The organism is Acinetobacter sp. TG2027, assembly GCF_000302435.1.
GTDB lineage: Bacteria > Pseudomonadota > Gammaproteobacteria > Pseudomonadales > Moraxellaceae > Acinetobacter > Acinetobacter pittii.
Window position 1 is genome coordinate 92,680 of sequence record NZ_AMJN01000054.1, and the last position, 16,952, is coordinate 109,631.

A 16,952-nucleotide genomic window follows, 5' to 3' on the forward strand; every position below is an offset into this window, starting at 1 on the left:
TTTTTATAAGCTGGATGATATTAATTAAACATTTTGGTTTGATCGAATTTCCGAATACATTAACCTTTATTCATGCTATACATAGTTATAAGAATCAAACTTGCATTGATTTATATGAAACAAACTATTTTTAATAATTTTAGAATTTTTATTAAAAATTTGGATCCGAACAAAGGCCAAATTTTATATAGCCTTTTTAAAGTCCCACTCTACTTATTTATACCTGCATGGCTTCTATGGAGCTTCACCATAATGCTGAATGAAGGGTTCACTTTAGAAATTCTAAAAACTATAGCTAGTTTGCCACTACTACTCTTTGCGGTTGTAATGACCTATTACATACTCGCATTTGTTCCCGCTTATTTATTTCAACTCTTCTTGCAAAAGTATAATTTCATAAATTTTTTCTCAATTATTGTTAGTGCGATCATACTTATTACGTTAATTCTTAGTTTAATAGGTTTCGAATTCGCCCCAATAGAAACAATCATTTTCTTTAGTTATTTTTCTGTGACTTTCGCTATTACATATTGGATTTTATTGCTAAAAACTTTAAAAAAATCAGAAAAATCTCAAGACCAAAATTTCTCTTAGATCTGCTAGAAAGCCTTTATTACAGAGTGCAAAAATGCCTTTTAATTTTTTAAAAATCTTCATTCAAAATTTAGATCCAGATAAAGATCAAATTTGGCATTGTCTAATCATGACACCCATCTATTTATACATAGTTACTTTATTCATATTTTTAAGCTCTTTAATCATCCATAAAGATTTTTCTTTTGAGATTTTACTAAACACTCCTGTCGGACTACTCTTTATTGCAGCCATTTATTACATATTGGTTTTTATACCTGCTTATTTTTTACAACTATTTTTATTGAAATTCAATTTCCTTAATTTCGTTTCTATTCTTGTTAGCGCAATTTTTCTTAGCTTTTTAATTCCAAATATTTTAGCAATTTTATTTATCACCCCATGGCAAATCCTTCCAATAGAAATCATATTTATGGTCAGTTTCTTTTCTTTAATTTTTGCTCTTACATATTGGGTTTTGCTACTCAAAACTTTAAAAAAAGCAGCTAAACAATCAAATCTGAAATTCCCAAACTAGCCTTTGCCACTCCCCCACAAAATCCTTATACTTAGTGGCAATTTTTCTCATAAATTCGTGGATGCTACATGAGTCGCGCCATCTCGCACATTGATACATTTCAGGGTTTAATTCTTGCCCTACAAAACTATTGGGCCGAACAAGGTTGCGTCGTACTACAACCTTACGACATGGAAATGGGCGCTGGAACATTCCACACCGCAACATTCTTACGTGCTTTAGGGCCTGAAACTTGGAATGCTGCATACGTTCAACCTTCACGTCGTCCAAAAGATGGCCGCTATGGTGAAAACCCGAACCGTTTGCAACACTACTATCAGTTCCAAGTGGTACTTAAGCCAAATCCAGACAATATCCAACAGCTTTATCTCGATTCTTTAAAAGCAATCGGGATTGATACGCTTACTCACGACATCCGTTTCGTAGAAGATAACTGGGAATCTCCAACGCTAGGTGCTTGGGGCTTAGGTTGGGAAGTTTGGCTTAACGGTATGGAAGTAACTCAGTTCACTTACTTCCAACAAGTCGGTGGTGTTGAATGTTACCCAGTAACAGGCGAAATCACTTACGGTTTAGAACGTCTTGCAATGTACCTTCAAGGTGTTGACTCGGTTTATGACCTTGTTTGGACTAAAGGCCAATTCGGCACGGTAACTTACGGCGACGTATTCCATCAAAATGAAGTTGAACAATCGACTTATAACTTTGAATACGCTCCAGTTGAAAAACTATTTGAACTATTTGATTTTTACGAATCAGAAGCAAACCGTTTAATTGAAGCAAAACTTTCTCTTCCTGCCTATGAGCAAGTGGTTAAAGCGTCTCATACCTTTAACTTGCTTGATGCACGTGGCGCAATTTCTGTGACTGAGCGTCAACGTTACATTTTACGTGTACGTACTTTAGCGCGTGCTATTGCACAAAGTTATGTACAAGCACGTGCAGAGCTTGGCTTCCCAATGGCAGAACCACACTTACGTGATGAAGTATTGGCACAGCTAAAAGCACAAGCTGAAAGTGAAGCAGCAAAGGCGGAGAAAAACTAATGAGCAAACATACTGTTTTATTCGAACTTGGCTGTGAAGAGCTTCCACCAAAAAGCTTAAAAACTTTACGTGATGCACTACAAGCAGAAACGGTAAAAGGCTTAAAAGATGCGGGCTTAAACTTCGCATCAGTTGAAGCTTATGCTGCTCCACGTCGTTTAGCGCTTAAAATTGTTGATATCGATGCTGCACAAGCCGATACACAAAAACGTTTTGACGGCCCTGCTGTTCAAGCGGCTTACGATGCAGAAGGCAAACCGACTAAAGCACTTGAAGGCTTTATGCGTGGTCAAGGCATTACTGTTGATCAGCTTTCTACTTTCCAAGCAGGTAAAGTTGAAAAAGTTTGCTATTTAAAAGATGTAAAAGGTCAAAGCCTTGACGCTTTACTTCCACAAATTTTACAAACTGCATTAGACAATTTACCAATTGCTAAGCGTATGCGCTCTGCTGCAAGCCGTACCGAATTTGTACGTCCAGTGAAATGGGTTCTTTTACTTAAAGATGACCAAATTGTTGACGCAACTATTCAAGATCACAAAGCTGGCAATGTGACTTATGGTCACCGTTTCCATGCACCTGAAGCTGTGACTTTAGCGCATGCAAATGACTATTTAGCTGCTTTAGAAAAAGCGTATGTTGTTGCGAACTTTGAAAAACGTCAAGCAACCATTCAAGAACAAGTGAAAAAGTTAGCTGATGAAGTGAACGCAACTGCAATTGTTCCAGTGGATTTACTTGATGAAGTAACAAGCCTCGTTGAATGGCCAGTTGCTCTTCGTGCAAACTTTGAAGAGCGCTTCCTTGCTGTTCCTCAAGAAGCACTCATTACGACGATGCAAGACAACCAGAAATATTTCTGCTTGATCAATAGCGAAGGTAAATTACAGCCTTACTTCATTACTGTTTCAAACATTGAGTCTAAAGACCCAACTCAAATTATTGAAGGTAACGAAAAAGTTGTTCGTCCTCGTTTGTCTGATGCTGAGTTCTTCTTCTTACAAGATCAAAAGCAACTGCTTGCATCTCGTAAAGAAAAATTAGCAAACATGGTATTCCAAGCTCAGCTTGGTACACTTTGGGACAAATCAACACGTATTGCAAAACTTGCAGTTGCATTATCTGCAATCACTGGTGCAAACCCAGCAGATGCTGAAAAAGCTGCATTACTTGCTAAATGTGACTTAACTTCTGAACTTGTAGGTGAGTTCCCCGAGCTTCAAGGTATTGCGGGTACTTACTACGCACGTATTGAAGGTGAAAACACTGAAGTTTCAGAAGCTTTAGGTGAGCAATATTTACCAAAATTTGCGGGTGATGTTTTACCTAAAACTAAAACAGGTACAACCATTGCGCTTGCTGACCGTTTAGATACCCTGGTTGGTATTTTTGGCATTGGACAAGCGCCTACAGGTTCTAAAGACCCGTTTGCTCTTCGTCGTTCAGCAATTGGTATCTTACGTTTAATCATTGAAAATGAGCTAGACGTAACAATTGAAGAATTAGTAAATCTTGCGCTTCAAGGTTATGGCGATATCGTTAAAGACCACGACAAAACTCGTGCTGATGCAGTTGCATTCTTGGAAGGTCGTTACCGAGCTAAGTACGAAGACCAAGGCGTTGCCGTTGACGTACTTCAAGCTGTTCAAGCACTTGCACCAAAATCTCCACTTGATTTTGACAAGCGTGTAAATGCTGTTAACCACTTCCGCACATTACCTGAAGCTGCGGCACTTGCTGCTGCAAATAAACGTGTTGCTAACATTCTTGCAAAAGAAGCAGCACCAGAAGGTTCTGTAGTTGAAGCAAACTTGGTTGAAGCTGCTGAAAAAGCATTATTTGCTGAGCTTCAAGCAGTGACACCTGTGGTTGAGCCATTACTTGCAGCAAAAGATTACACTGCTGCCCTTTCTAAGCTTGCAGCACTTCGCGCGCCGATTGATGCATTCTTTGATGGCGTAATGGTAATGGCAGATGATGCTGACCTGAAGGCAAATCGTTTACGTTTATTGGCTCAGTTGCGTAACTTGTTTACTGCTGTGGCTGATGTGAGCGTGTTGCAGGGTTAATTAGCTTATTATGAAATAAAGGGATCTTTTATAGATCCCTTTATTTTTAAATTAAACAAAGTCTTTAATTTCTTCTAAACTTTTCGATGGCTCAAACCACATAAAATCATAATCAGCTACATCATGAATATAAAACGGATCATTTTTCATGATTTCTTCAGCTTCTTGAACCGAAGAGCTTAAAACTAAAATTACTCCGCCTACTCTATTTTCTCGACGTCCTGATGCTAGAAACTTCTTTTGCTCATAGTAATGATCTAAAAATGCAATATGCTGTTTCAGTACAGCATCAACTTCGGCTAACGGTTTTTTATAGGTCAGGGTAACAACTATCATTTCATTCTCTTAAAGCAAGTAGCGCATAACATAGGAACATTAAACTACAAATAGCTTATTCGATAGTACGCCTATTCCCCCAATTCATCCATACCAAACTCCCCACAATAATCACCCCACCTAACAGCACCATTATTGACGGTTTTTCATTTAAGAAAACAACTGCCAGACTCATTGCGACAATGGGCGAACAATATAAAAAATTCGATGCAATCGTTAACGGCATATTTTTAAGAACATAGCCCCAAAGTACATAAGCCATCGCACTTGGGAAAATACCCAACAAAACTATAGACATATTGGCTTGCCAAGTAGCATGTAAAATTTCATGGGGTAAATGAGTACTATAAAATAGTAAAGGAATGGTCCCAAACCAAATGATGTAGCACATCATGCTCAAAGCATCATAATTTAAAGCAAATTTCTTATATAAATTAAAGTAGAGACCCCATGCAATTGCAGCCAAAACAATAAATAAACTATAAGGACTCGGTACACCAAAACCATGATCTCCACTGACCACCAACACGGCACCGCAAAGCCCTAGCAAAATACACAACCATTGTTTGAAACGAATTTTTTCTTTAAAAAGCAAAGCTGAAATAATAAAGGTAAATAACGGAATAGATTGGCTCAAAATACTAGAGGCAACCGCAGTCACATATTGCTGCCCTGTATTGATAAGCAGATGATGCAGCGTCACAGAGAAAAATCCTAATACTGCAAGCGCAGGAATATCTTTCCACTTTAAAGGTTGAATGGCTTTTTTCATGACCAAAAGCAGTAAAAAAACCGATGCGATCAAAAAGCGAAGCAACGCAATATGCTGCGGTGTATATGAATGCAAGGCACTATGTACGCCAATAGGTGAATAGCCCCAACAAAAGACAGTCACAGCAATACATAAATAGAGCTTAAATGCGGGAGGCTGGGTTTCGGCAGCAAGAGAAATTGCCATGTTAAATCTGCACTAATGAAATGGAACTCTTTCATCATATGCGCATGGATAGTTGAATAAAATTAACTTATATTGAGTTTAATATTCATTAAAAGTGAATGATAAAACATGGATATCGCTCAATTAAAGATGTTCCAAACCGTGGTTGAATGCGGAACAATGGCTAAAGCATCAATGCAACTACATTGCGTACCATCCAATATCACAACGCGTATTAAACAACTCGAAGAAGAACTAGGCACACCGCTGTTTTATCGTGAAGGTAAAGCTTTAAAACTCACCCCATCAGGAGAAATTTTCCTAAATTATTGCCATAAAATTTTAGCGTTATGTGATGAGGCAAAACGTAGTATTCACCCTGATGCACCGCCCTCTGGCCCACTCAAAATTGGAGCGATTGAATCGTCTGCCACAACTCGTCTGCCTAGCTTACTTGCGAAATATCATCAGCGCTATCCAGAGGTTTCTATTCAAATTATTACAGGCACATGGAAACAGCTATTAGTCGATATTTCTCAGCACAAACTTGATGGGGCAATTGTTGCCGGCAATATTGATTTTCCAATGTTAAATAAGCTCGGTATTTACCATGAAGATATGGTCTTAATTGCATCTCACTCTTTGGGAGAGATTCATTGCCAAGAAGACCTGATTGGTAAAGAAATTTTTATGTGGACGGAAGGCTGTCCTTACCGTGCAGCCCTTGAAGAATGGCTTAAACTGAAGAATATCTCTCTTCCCATCACCAGCATTACCAGCTATGCCACGATTATTGGCTGTGTCAGTGCAGGCTCAGGGGTGGCGTTAGTACCTAAAAGTATTTATGAGCAATATAAAAATTTGGCCCATATCCAAAGTTATAAATTTGAATATCTTGCTTTTATGCAGAACCACTTTTTCTGGCACAAAAATGTGAGTAACCATAAAGCGAGAGACATGTTTATAGAATTGATTAAGACTGAATTTAGCTTATGAATCATTGCAATGATTGGTTTAGCGCTATTAAATGATGATTTATCGTAATCAAATCGTATGGGTTTTATCTCATTGCAGTACAAGCTTTATTTTTAACAGTAAGATCACCACTTCATCTTTTGATTCTGGTTGGGGAGATTGATCCATATGAAAACCTTACAAGTGTTATGCGTTGCAAGTTCTATATTGGCTTCATCAACCTTATTTGCAGAAACAACACAGCCACAACAAGTTGTTGAAACGACACCTAAAACACAACCTTATGGTGACAATCCTAGCTTAGGACGCGTACTGTTGTATAAAACAGGCAAAGGCATACAAAATTTAGGAGACTCTATTCAAGGTGCTTCTGAAAAAACATCGAATAAAATTAGTGAGAAATGGCAAAACACCAAAGAATTTACTGCTGAAAAAGCAGAAGTCGTTCAACAAAAGGCAGATACAGCCAAAGTATTTACTGAACAAAAAATAGAACAAGCCAAACAAAATATTACCAGTAGCCGAAATGGTGAAAATATCCCGATCGAGCAAGGTGAGTTAAGTAAATCAAGCACAACAGCTAACTAATTTTTTTGGATAGCGCGATAACTTCGCGTGCTTATAAACACAGATATTCATCTAGAAATAATGTCATTAAGTATAAGAAAGCTGGGAATCTGCCTTATGAATAGTCAAAAACTCCTCTTTTCAACACTATGCTGCTTAACATTAACTGCATGTGCGACCTCTACACCTCCTTCTTCATCTTATTCTCAGGCACAAGTCTTAGAACAAGATACGAATATCGAGGCTTATCCCTCTACCACAGGTAATGTAGCCAAACTCATTAAACAAGATAAACAGGCTTGTATGATTGAATTTACTGGCTATTTAGGGGGTGGACATGTAACTGAGCACTGGACTTTTAATAATAATGGTCTGATTTCAGCGACCTCTTCAACTATGCAATATCCTGATGAATCAGGCATATTAAATCAGGCAACCAACTCTACAACCAAAAGCTCAACGACTTTTAATATTCAAGATCCAGAAATTCAGAATAATTTCAAGAAACTCCAAAGCAACTTTAATCCAGCGAATCTAGCAAAGTGTAATTAATACTTTTTCATAAAAAGCCCGTTGCAGAAGTTACCCTTTGCAACGGGTTATAGCCATTTATAAATTTCTTGGACCAAATTTAAAAAATTATAAATAAGCTATTTAATTAATAGTCAAACCATTTGTTGCTGCCAGTAAATCAATACGAGGGAAAACCAATCCCGTTCTTGGGTCAGTAATTGGTTTACCTGTCGTTTTTAAACGACTAATCGTTTGATCAATACTTTCTGTCGGACTCACACGATTTGCTCTTAATAAAGCAATCGCGCCAGCTACATGCGGTGTCGCTTGAGATGTACCGCCCATGGTATAACCACCTGCCGTAATCATTGCTCCCGGTGCTAATAAGGTCACAAGACTACCGCCATTACTGAAGCACGCCACCTTGTCTGCTGCAGTTGTCGGGTCAGAACATTTCACCGGATTCCCCCATGACACACCACCAATATTACTATCATAAACAGCCCCCACTCTTACTGCCCCAGCAACACAAGCAGGAGATGAGATGCCATCTGAAAATGCATCATTGCCTGAAGCAACTACAGGCACTACCCCAGCAGCTCGTGCATTGGCAAATGCAGTTCCATAACTACTATCACTACACTCCGAGGTATATTTAACACCCGGTACGCCAAGGCTTAAGTTGACTGCTTTAATATTATAGGTTTGTGCATTATTTACAGCCCAATTAATCCCTGCGAGGATATCACTATCATAAGCTGTGCTTACCCATTTACCTTGGGATCTGACCTTTCTAAAAACATCTATGCCTATAATTTTGGTTTTGGTAGCAACCTTAGATACGATGCCTGAAACATTGCTTCCATGTCCATCATCATCTAAAGCGCCATCATCTGGTGCACTATCAAATGAATAAACCACTCGACATGTGCTTGATGGTGTATTTACTGCCGTACAGCCAAAATCAGAGTGAAGATAATTCACACCTGTATCAATCACTGCCACACTAGAGCCTTCGCCCGTAAAACCATTGGTATTGGCCTGTGGTTGATTAATTAAAGGTAAACTTTCATTGGTCGTAGTCCGGTTAATACGGTTCGGATAAACTGCTTTAACATTTGGATCATTTAATAAAGTCACCAAAGCTTCGCGATTACTAATTCGATAGAAAGCTAAAGGCAAATTATTGTAGTCCCGAAGTACTTGGACACCACCAGCACGGTTAAACCTTGCCTGTATATTCTTTTTATTTGTTGCAATATAACTCCGCCGTTCTAAACCGGAAGGCACACTCACCGAAGGAATATTGTATTCGACGATTAAATCATTCGAATCATTATTGACCAAGGCATCCAAATCGATTTTGCCCTGAAATACTTTTTGTTTTGCTGCTTGATTTAACCGCTGTTTAGCACCTTGAGAATCCAAAGGAAGAGCGGATGCAGTTGTACTTAATATCGTACATAGACCTAATAGAAATAACGTTTTACTTTGCATTATTTTTCTCCGTAGTTTTTCAACTAACAATTTGCTTATTTCGCTTTTATTTCATTTGCTGGATCTTTTTCCGGATCAATCGGTTGAATAGAAAGATCACTTTTTGTGTCATAAAAAGGAACGGTATCAGCTGATACCGATTGAGGATGAGTTGAATGTTGAGATAGATTTTTAGGTTGAGTAGGCTCCTTAAGTTTAGAAAGAAAGGACGAGGTGTCTGGTTGTGGCGAATTCGACTCATGTAAAGCAGAATTGAACACATCAGATGCACCACTTGTCGGCTTAAGATAGAGAACAACGGCGACCAAGCCGACCAATACAAGAAGGGAAGCAATAATTTTCATCTGTCATATCTCTGTTTTTTTGTTTATAGATATCTATTTTTATTTTTGATTATTCGAAATAAAGCGCTATTTCTTTCAATACATTTCATGTGAAATTTCTATTTCATAAAATGTACAACCCTGAGAAAAGCTAAAGTACCTTTTCCCGAATAAGCAAAAATACAGTTCTGCCCTGTACATTTATATTTCTGGCAGAATATGGTTCAAAAAAGTGCTAAAAAAGCACTCCATTCTCATAATAAGCAATAATTATGCCGTTTCCTCTAATAAATAATTAGATTCACATCACATTTAAAGATATAAAGGACAAGTCGAGAAAAACCGAAAGAGAAAAAATTAAAGGATATTTTTTAAAAGAGGAAAGACAAGAGAGTCTAATTAGAATATCTAACAAATAGATGTTCTTTTTCACTTTATTATTAATTTTTATTAATCTTCACAATTTATCCCTAGTCTGTTTACTCAACGTAACACTGTTGTAACATTTTGATGAAGACAGTTCACAAGACTATATTCCCTTGGCTATGATTCGTTTGCGTTTATGAAATACCTCACTAAAAGGGTATATTCTTTGAAGGATATCGCAATGAAAATGATGAAAACAGCTATCGTTACTGCAAGTGTTCTTGCTTCTGCCTCTATTTTTGCACAAAGTGCGGACGTTAATGCAGGTGCTTCTGCTCAAGTAAATGTACAACCGGGTGGTCTTGTTAGTGGCGTAGCCAATACAGTCAAAAATACTGCTCATAATGTAGGTAGCTCAGCGAAGCATGCTGGTCATGTAGCGGCTGACACTACAGTTAAAGCAACAAAAAAAACAACAGGAAAAGTGACTGAACTTTCTTCTAAAGCTGCAAATGGTACAAAACATTTTGCTACCGAAGCTGCGACAGGTACTAAAAATGTAGCAACTAAAGCCGCAACTAGTACTAAACATTTTGCTACCGAAGCAGTAACAGGTACTAAAAATGTAGCGACTAAAGCTGCAAACGGTACTAAAAACTTAGCAGTTGAAGCGAAAGCTGATACAAAAGCAGGTGTTGATGCTGTAAAAGCTAAAGTTGCAGAAAAACAAGCAGACCAAAAAGAATTTACTGCTGAAAAACAAGCTAATGCTCAAGCGCATGTAGATGCAGTAAAAACTCGTGTAGCTCAAAACCAAGCTGAGCAAAAAGAATTTGTAGCTGACACTAAAGCTGATGCTCAAGCAAAATTAAATGCAGCTCAACCAGCTCATGGAGTTAACGCTCAAACAGGTGTAAACGTTGGTGTTAATGTTGCTGGTATTAATGCAAATGCAAACGTAAATGCAGGCGCTCAAGCGACTACACAAAAAGCTGAAAAGAAATCTTTTATTAAAGGTCTTTTCGGTAATAACTAATCCGTTATAAATAAAAAAGGGCAATTAATTGCCCTTTTTTATTTCTCAAAATCAAGTATTCAACTCGTTTCAGTTAAAACTAAGCCTGCACGCAAACCAAGCTTCACATTTGGGTTTGGAAATAAAATCCAGACCTGATCTTGCTCAACCACATAATTACCAGAAGGTTGAGTTGCAATGATTTCACCTTTGGTAAAAGTCGAAAAATTCGGAGCTTCAGCAGATAAATTCATCTGGAAGTCTTCATCTTTTTTAATTAAAGAATCAGACACTTTAAAGACTCGAATTTTTGTTTTATTGCGTAGCGGTAAGGCTTGCTCAGAAACTACATTACGAATAACTTCATCAATTGCAGCAAATTGGCTCAAGTCATTTTGCCCAAATGGCAAGGCTTTGCCTAACTCTAAAGTTGCGCTCGCCGCTTTAAAATTCTCACTCGTAAAATGTGTAAACGTTTTACCTACCGCATTGTGATAAACCAAAGCATCTAAATCGGCTGCTTCAAGACTTGCTGTTAAATCAGCATCATAGCCATGCGTTTGATAGGGAAATAAAGCAAACGTTGGTAACAATGAAGCACGAATTGCTGTGTGTAAATCATAGTGATAGCGTTTAGCGTCACTTGCACTTTCTTGAAAGAAGTTTGTGACAACTTGCTCTAAAACTTCAGCACGCTTTGATTCTTCAGTCACGGCTAGAGTTTTATATCCACCACAAAACATTCGATTTACATCGTCATGCACATAGCGTTTGCCTTGACGCATTGCATAAGGGTTACCCAATACAAGCAGCAACCTCACAGCAAGGTTTAAACGCCCTGCAAATAAATCCGTGCAAAGATGAGATAACAATTCAATTGGTGCTGTTTCATTACCATGCACTCCAGCTGACAGTACGACAGCTTTGTCGTACTGTGCGTTTGGCGTACATTCAAGAAGTCCTTCATCCAACCAGCGCCAAGAAAAATTATTTTGTTTTCCTTCGCGAGTTGTAGGCTGCTCGCCTTGTAAGGTTAATGCTAGAAAATCTTGCATGTCACCTCCTCATTATTTTTGGAAAGGATAAACCGAACCTAAACCTAAAATTTTGGTCAGTTCGTCAAGTGCCATACGGCTTTCCATTAACAAATGCGGATCAGCCAAATCTTCTTGTGCTAAACGATCACGATAATGTTTATCAACCCATTGATTGAGTGTGCCAAACAACTGATCGTTCATGAGTACTTTTGGATTTACGGCATTTAACTCAGTTTCGTTTAAAGCTACACGTAAACGTAGACAAGCTGGACCACCACCGTTACGCATACTTTCGCGTAAGTCATATACCTGAATAGCATCAATTGGTGTGCCCATTTGAATCATGTCATTTAAATAGCCCCACACAGCTGTATTTTGACGAGACTCTTCTGGTACAACAATAGTCATTCCACCATCTGGACGAGTCAAAATTTGGCTATTAAATAAATAGGTTGCTACGGCATCGTCAACGGTAACACGGTTTTCAGGGACTTCAATTGAAATAAAGTCTTCACCGATGCTTGCCATTTTTTGACGAATTTCAGCAAAAGCCTGATCTTGATTTAAAAAGGCATGTTGATGATGGAATAAAACCTGTTGATTACTTACCGCGATCACATCATTATGGAAAACGCCCTGATCAATTACATCCGGATTTTGCTGAACAAAAACAGTATGTGCATCATCTAAACGGTGCAAACGTGCAATTGCTTCACTTGCCTCACGCGTTTGACGAGCCGGATAGCGTTTTGGTCCCGGCAAGCCATTATTTAAATGTTGTTGACCATAAACAAAAACCTGAACACCGCGCTTAGCATAATCACCACCTAAACGGTTGTGATTGGCTGCTCCTTCGTCACCAAACAAAGCTACTTGTGGTAATGCTTCGTGGTGTACAAAGTGGCGTTCATTTTTAAAGATTGCTTGTAAAACTTGGCTTGTAGTTTCAGCTTCAATTGAACGGTGAAACTTATTGTTCAAGTTCGCTGCTGTGAAATGCACACGCTCATCTTGGCTATCTGCCGAAGGTGAAACAGTAGCCGCATTGGCAGTCCACATTGGAGAAGCTGAACTTAAAGATGACAATAGTTCAGGTGAATGACGCATTGCTTGAGCAACAACGCTAATGTCATCACCTGTAAAACCTAAACGGCGTAACATTGGAACATGTGGACGCTCATGCGGAGCAAGTACACCTTGTTTCATTCCCATGTCAGCCAAAGCTTTCATCTTTAGCAAACCTTGTTTAGCTGCTAATTTTGGATTCGAGGTATTATTACGGTTTTTTGTCGATGCTTCATTACCAAACGACAAACCCGCGTAGTGATGTGTTGGTCCCACTAAACCATCGAAATTTACTTCATATCCTTTCATTTTTTTCTTTCCCTAGTGTTTAAGGCAACACAATCCCTGGAGATAATTTTTCTGGTAAGGTTAAGCTGTCACTTTCAAGTGATGCCATTGGCCAAGCACAATAGTCGGCAGCATAAAAAGCACTCGCGCGGTGATTACCTGATGCCCCTACACCACCAAACGGTGCAGCACTTGAAGCTCCAGTTAACGGCTTATTCCAATTCACAATACCCGCACGTGCTTCAATGAGTAAGTCATCAAACAGTTCACGTTTTGGTGAAACCAAACCAACTGACAAGCCAAAACGAGTTGCGTTAGCAATTTTTAATGCTTCATCAAAGTTGTCATAACGTTGAATGGTGGTAAGCGGGCCAAAATATTCTTCATCCGGAATATCTTTCACGCCTGTGACATCAACAATACCCGGAGTAAGTAGAGAACTGTCTTCTTGAGGACGTGTCATGGCTAATAAACTTTTTGCACCCAGCTCAAGTAACCTTTGCTGAGCAAGCATCATATTTGATGCGGCAACGGACGAGATAACGCCACCCATAAATGGTTGTTGCTCATCATTCCAACGACCAACTTTTAGATTTTTTGCGACTTCAACGAAACGTTGAATAAATGCATCACCTTCTGCACCATTTTTCACCAAGATACGGCGTGCACATGTACAACGCTGACCTGCCGAAACAAATGCAGATTGAATAGTGAGATTAACCACAGCATCGACATCAATAATTTCATCAATAATCAATGCATTATTGCCGCCCATTTCAAGCGCAAGGATTTTCTCAGGAGCACCTGCCATTTGCTTATGCAAGTGATAACCCGTGTTTGCACTTCCAGTAAACAATAAACCGTCAATTTCATGTGAAGCAGCTAGCGCTTCACCAGTGGTACGACCACCTTGCACTAAGTTCATCACACCATTTGGCAAACCCGCTTGCTGCCAAAGTTTTACAGTTTCTTCAGCAGTCCAAGGTGTTAATTCACTTGGTTTAAATACAACTGTGTTGCCAGCAAGCAATGCAGGAACAATATGCCCATTTGGTAGATGGCCCGGGAAGTTATATGGACCGAAAACTGCAAGCACACCATGCGGACGATGACGTAAAGATGCTACACCATCGGCCATTTCAGTTGAGCTTTCGCCTGTACGCTGGTGGTAAGCGCGAATCGAAATCGCAACTTTGCCAATCATTGATTGAACTTCAGTTAACGTTTCCCAAAATGGCTTACTGGTTTCTTGGCTAATAACTTCTGCTAAATGCTTTTTATTTTCTTCAAGCAAAGCGGCAAATTTTTCAACAATCGCTACACGCTCTGCAAGTGGTAAACGCGCCCAAGCTGGAAACGCAGTACGCGCTGCCTGACAAGCTTGTTCTACATTAGTAGCAGTAGCCTCGGCACCTGACCATACAGTTTGGTTATCAACAGGATTTGTTTTCTCAAATGTTGCGCCGCTGCCTTGTAACCAGACACCGTTTATAAATAAAGAGTTTGACATCAGGATACTTCCATTGGATTTAGTGATAACACACGAACAACGTGACCTTCTTGTACACCGAGTTTTTCAGCTTGTTCATGTGTTAAATTTATTGTGTTATCAACAAGATCAAGCTTTAACAGCATTGCCTTATAGTCATGATAATTATCATTGGCAATGAGATATTGGGTCTTACCGACCGCAGCTTCACTTGTAATTTTGACGTTTAGTAACTGACTTTCTTTTACTGCTCGCAATTCATCAATATTGGCTTCAATAGTTGGACCAGCATCAAAAATATCGACATATCCTTGATAGCGTAAGCCTTCCGACTCAAGCACATGATAAGCAGGTAAAGTTTGTGGATGCATTTTTCCAATTACCTCTTGCGCATCTTTTGGCAAGAGATCTACATAGACTGGGAAACGTGGCATAAGCTCTGCAATAAATACTTTTTGCCCAATTCCACTCAAATAGTCTGCTGTTGAAAAATCCATATTAAAGAAATGGTGACCAATCGCATCCCAAAATGGAGAACATCCATTTTCGTCTGAGAAACCACGCATTTCAGCAATTAACTTTTTCTCGAAATATTGCTTAAAGGCAGCGATAAACATAAAACGGATCTTCGATAAGAATTTACCGTTTTGGTTTTCACGACGCTCTGGATCTAAAAATAGTGTACAGAGTTCGCTACTACCTGTTCTGTCATTACTTAAAAATAAAGTAGGTAATGACTTATAGACATTTAATGCTTTTGAAGCGTGTACTTGAGTACCAACATGAAAGTTGTACCAAGGTTCAATGAGTCCTACAGCAACTTCAATTGCACTTAATCCAATAACACGTTGAGCTTCTGTATCTTCAAGAACAAATAGATAACCTTGTTCACTTTTATGGACATTGCCATTTAAAGTATTGCGAGTACGTGAAATTCGAGCCGAAAGTGTATCCATATTTTGTGGCAAGGAAGTCAGGCCTACACCCGACTTACCTGCTAATTTATAAATATCTTCAAGGTCTCGAAACTCGGCATGACGGACGATCATCATGGCTAGCTTTCCTTTTTTTTATTTAGCCAACTTTGCCAATGCGCGTTTTAAACGAGCAATCCCTTCATCAATATCTTGTTCAGGAATAATTAGAGACGGTGTAAAACGAACCACGTTTGGTCCCGCGATTAAAGCAAGCAAACCTTCTTCGCCCGCCCAAGTCGTAATGTCTTTCGCTTTCCCTGCATACTCAGCTTTTAATACACAACCAATGAGTAAGCCTTGACCACGAATTTCTTCAAAAATCGGGTATTCAGTATTCAATTTATTTAATGCGTCTAGGAAATATTGATGACGATGTTTTACACCTTCAAGTACTTCAGGCGTATTAATAAACTCAAACACTGCACCTGCAACCGCACTCGCTAACGGGTTACCACCATAAGTCGTACCATGTGTACCGACTGAGAAATGCGGAGCAAATTTATCTGTTGTTAACATTGCACCGACTGGAAAACCACCACCTAGTGCTTTTGCAGTGGTTAATACATCCGGAATAACGCCAGAGTTCATGTAGGCATAAAGTGCACCAGTACGACCAACACCAGTTTGTACTTCATCAAAAATCAGCAATGCACCAAACTCATCACACAGTGCACGTAAACCTTTTAAAAATTCGATGTCAGCAGGAATAACGCCGCCTTCACCTTGGATCGGCTCAACAATAACTGCACAAGTTTGCTCATTAATGACCGCTTTTGCAGCTTCTAAATCATTAAAGGCAACATGATTAATACCGTTCGGAAGTGGTGCAAAGTCTTGTGAATATTTAGGTTGACCACCCGCCGAAACGGTAAATAAGGTACGGCCATGGAAAGCATTGTTAAATGCCACAATGCCACTTTTGCCAGCAACACCGCTGTCTAGTCCAACTTTACGAGCTAGTTTTAATGCTGCTTCGTTCGCTTCTGCACCTGAGTTACAGAAGAAAACCTTGTCTGCAAATGTATTTTCAGTGAGTTGTTTTGCAAGGCGTAGTACTGGTTCATTTGTATAACCGTTACCAACGTGCCAAAGTTTTGTTGCTTGTTCTGTTAAAGCATTTACTGCCACTGGATGCGCATGACCTAATGCGTTTACTGCAATCCCGCCTGCAAAATCGATATATTCTTTATTTTCTTGATCCCAAATACGTGAACCTTCGCCACGTACCGGAATGAAATTTGCCGGTGCAAAAACTGGAACCATCCAGTCGTTAAAGTTGCTTCGAGTTACAGAAATTGGCTGTTCCATGCTTACCTCAGTATTTATTTAATATATTCGATA

Annotated in this window: 16 protein-coding genes; 7 read left to right on the forward strand and 9 right to left on the reverse strand. The window is 39.1% G+C overall.

Features of this window, described 5'->3' with window-relative positions; genetic code table 11:
- The first annotated feature begins 628 nt into the window (after nt 1-628).
- The 3 genes from B806_RS0116685 to glyS all read left to right on the forward strand — a co-directional run bounded on the left by B806_RS0116685 (nt 629) and on the right by glyS (nt 4,226).
- On the forward strand, nt 629-1,111 hold the full coding sequence (locus B806_RS0116685) for a hypothetical protein (RefSeq protein WP_017387011.1): 483 nt from the start codon (nt 629-631) through the stop codon (nt 1,109-1,111).
- 68 nt (nt 1,112-1,179) lie between these two features.
- On the forward strand, nt 1,180-2,157 hold the full coding sequence (glyQ, locus tag B806_RS0116690; RefSeq protein WP_002044989.1) for a glycine--tRNA ligase subunit alpha: 978 nt from the start codon (nt 1,180-1,182) through the stop codon (nt 2,155-2,157).
- Nucleotides 2,157-4,226: a glycine--tRNA ligase subunit beta gene (gene glyS, locus B806_RS0116695; RefSeq protein ID WP_017403258.1), complete on the forward strand. Its 2,070-nt coding sequence runs from the start codon at nt 2,157-2,159 to the stop codon at nt 4,224-4,226. The genes glyQ and glyS overlap by 1 nt, the downstream gene beginning before the upstream one ends.
- Before the next feature lie 51 nt (nt 4,227-4,277).
- Here the strand turns inward: glyS and B806_RS0116700 are convergent, their stop codons facing one another.
- Entirely contained in the window at nt 4,278-4,562 is a 285-nt protein-coding gene (locus B806_RS0116700; RefSeq protein ID WP_017387013.1) for a YciI family protein, read from the reverse strand.
- A gap of 55 nt (nt 4,563-4,617) precedes the next feature.
- The gene (locus B806_RS0116705) at nt 4,618-5,520 is read right to left on the reverse strand and encodes a DMT family transporter (protein WP_017387014.1); all 903 of its coding nucleotides are present in this window, start codon (nt 5,518-5,520) and stop codon (nt 4,618-4,620) included.
- A 108-nt stretch (nt 5,521-5,628) separates the two neighbouring features.
- Between B806_RS0116705 and B806_RS0116710 the strand changes: the two genes are divergently transcribed.
- The 3 genes from B806_RS0116710 to B806_RS0116720 all read left to right on the forward strand — a co-directional run bounded on the left by B806_RS0116710 (nt 5,629) and on the right by B806_RS0116720 (nt 7,593).
- On the forward strand, nt 5,629-6,495 hold the full coding sequence (locus B806_RS0116710) for a LysR family transcriptional regulator (RefSeq protein ID WP_017387015.1): 867 nt from the start codon (nt 5,629-5,631) through the stop codon (nt 6,493-6,495).
- 147 nt (nt 6,496-6,642) lie between these two features.
- Nucleotides 6,643-7,062, forward strand: coding sequence for a hypothetical protein (locus B806_RS0116715; protein ID WP_017387016.1), 420 nt, complete (start codon nt 6,643-6,645; stop codon nt 7,060-7,062).
- Nucleotides 7,063-7,158: 96 nt separating this feature from the next.
- A complete protein-coding gene (locus B806_RS0116720; RefSeq protein WP_017387017.1) occupies nt 7,159-7,593 on the forward strand; it encodes a hypothetical protein in 435 nt (144 codons plus the stop codon).
- Nucleotides 7,594-7,695: 102 nt separating this feature from the next.
- Here B806_RS0116720 and B806_RS0116725 read toward each other — a convergent pair whose 3' ends face one another.
- The gene (locus B806_RS0116725; protein WP_017387018.1) at nt 7,696-9,051 is read right to left on the reverse strand and encodes a S8 family serine peptidase; all 1,356 of its coding nucleotides are present in this window, start codon (nt 9,049-9,051) and stop codon (nt 7,696-7,698) included.
- Nucleotides 9,052-9,086: 35 nt separating this feature from the next.
- Entirely contained in the window at nt 9,087-9,395 is a 309-nt protein-coding gene (locus B806_RS0116730; protein WP_005078399.1) for a hypothetical protein, read from the reverse strand.
- 586 nt (nt 9,396-9,981) lie between these two features.
- Here B806_RS0116730 and B806_RS0116735 point away from each other — a divergent pair.
- The gene (locus tag B806_RS0116735; RefSeq protein WP_017387019.1) at nt 9,982-10,776 is read left to right on the forward strand and encodes a hypothetical protein; all 795 of its coding nucleotides are present in this window, start codon (nt 9,982-9,984) and stop codon (nt 10,774-10,776) included.
- A gap of 59 nt (nt 10,777-10,835) precedes the next feature.
- Here the strand turns inward: B806_RS0116735 and astE are convergent, their stop codons facing one another.
- From astE to B806_RS0116760, 5 genes are read right to left on the reverse strand one after another with little or no spacing between them, the layout of a single operon-like run.
- Entirely contained in the window at nt 10,836-11,810 is a 975-nt protein-coding gene (astE, locus tag B806_RS0116740; protein ID WP_017387020.1) for a succinylglutamate desuccinylase, read from the reverse strand.
- Between the two features lie 12 nt (nt 11,811-11,822).
- Nucleotides 11,823-13,166 (reverse strand): N-succinylarginine dihydrolase, encoded by a 1,344-nt coding sequence (gene astB / locus B806_RS0116745; protein WP_017387021.1) that lies wholly within the window; start codon nt 13,164-13,166, stop codon nt 11,823-11,825.
- Between the two features lie 19 nt (nt 13,167-13,185).
- Nucleotides 13,186-14,655, reverse strand: a complete 1,470-nt coding sequence (gene astD / locus B806_RS0116750) for a succinylglutamate-semialdehyde dehydrogenase (protein ID WP_017387022.1) — start codon at nt 14,653-14,655, stop codon at nt 13,186-13,188.
- Complete coding sequence (gene astA / locus B806_RS0116755) at nt 14,655-15,686, reverse strand: arginine N-succinyltransferase (RefSeq protein WP_002116871.1); 1,032 nt, start codon at nt 15,684-15,686, stop codon at nt 14,655-14,657. Before astA ends, astD begins: the two co-directional genes overlap by 1 nt.
- An 18-nt stretch (nt 15,687-15,704) precedes the next feature.
- Complete coding sequence (locus tag B806_RS0116760) at nt 15,705-16,919, reverse strand: aspartate aminotransferase family protein (protein WP_005078409.1); 1,215 nt, start codon at nt 16,917-16,919, stop codon at nt 15,705-15,707.
- Between the last annotated feature and the right edge of the window lie 33 nt (nt 16,920-16,952).

Excerpts from the sequence above, each read along its gene's own strand:
- B806_RS0116735 (WP_017387019.1), top strand. The coding sequence starts at position 9,982 with ATGAAAATGATGAAAACAGCTATCGTTACTGCAAGTGTTCTTGCTTCT.
- B806_RS0116720 (WP_017387017.1), top strand. The coding sequence starts at position 7,159 with ATGAATAGTCAAAAACTCCTCTTTTCAACACTATGCTGCTTAACATTA.
- B806_RS0116730 (WP_005078399.1), bottom strand. The coding sequence starts at position 9,395 with ATGAAAATTATTGCTTCCCTTCTTGTATTGGTCGGCTTGGTCGCCGTT.
- astE (WP_017387020.1), bottom strand. The coding sequence starts at position 11,810 with ATGCAAGATTTTCTAGCATTAACCTTACAAGGCGAGCAGCCTACAACT.
- B806_RS0116705 (WP_017387014.1), bottom strand. The coding sequence starts at position 5,520 with ATGGCAATTTCTCTTGCTGCCGAAACCCAGCCTCCCGCATTTAAGCTC.
- B806_RS0116715 (WP_017387016.1), top strand. The coding sequence starts at position 6,643 with ATGAAAACCTTACAAGTGTTATGCGTTGCAAGTTCTATATTGGCTTCA.
- B806_RS0116710 (WP_017387015.1), top strand. The coding sequence starts at position 5,629 with ATGGATATCGCTCAATTAAAGATGTTCCAAACCGTGGTTGAATGCGGA.
- B806_RS0116685 (WP_017387011.1), top strand. The coding sequence starts at position 629 with ATGCCTTTTAATTTTTTAAAAATCTTCATTCAAAATTTAGATCCAGAT.
- astA (WP_002116871.1), bottom strand. The coding sequence starts at position 15,686 with ATGATGATCGTCCGTCATGCCGAGTTTCGAGACCTTGAAGATATTTAT.
- glyQ (WP_002044989.1), top strand. The coding sequence starts at position 1,180 with ATGAGTCGCGCCATCTCGCACATTGATACATTTCAGGGTTTAATTCTT.
- astB (WP_017387021.1), bottom strand. The coding sequence starts at position 13,166 with ATGAAAGGATATGAAGTAAATTTCGATGGTTTAGTGGGACCAACACAT.
- astD (WP_017387022.1), bottom strand. The coding sequence starts at position 14,655 with ATGTCAAACTCTTTATTTATAAACGGTGTCTGGTTACAAGGCAGCGGC.
- glyS (WP_017403258.1), top strand. The coding sequence starts at position 2,157 with ATGAGCAAACATACTGTTTTATTCGAACTTGGCTGTGAAGAGCTTCCA.
- B806_RS0116725 (WP_017387018.1), bottom strand. The coding sequence starts at position 9,051 with ATGCAAAGTAAAACGTTATTTCTATTAGGTCTATGTACGATATTAAGT.
- B806_RS0116760 (WP_005078409.1), bottom strand. The coding sequence starts at position 16,919 with ATGGAACAGCCAATTTCTGTAACTCGAAGCAACTTTAACGACTGGATG.
- B806_RS0116700 (WP_017387013.1), bottom strand. The coding sequence starts at position 4,562 with ATGATAGTTGTTACCCTGACCTATAAAAAACCGTTAGCCGAAGTTGAT.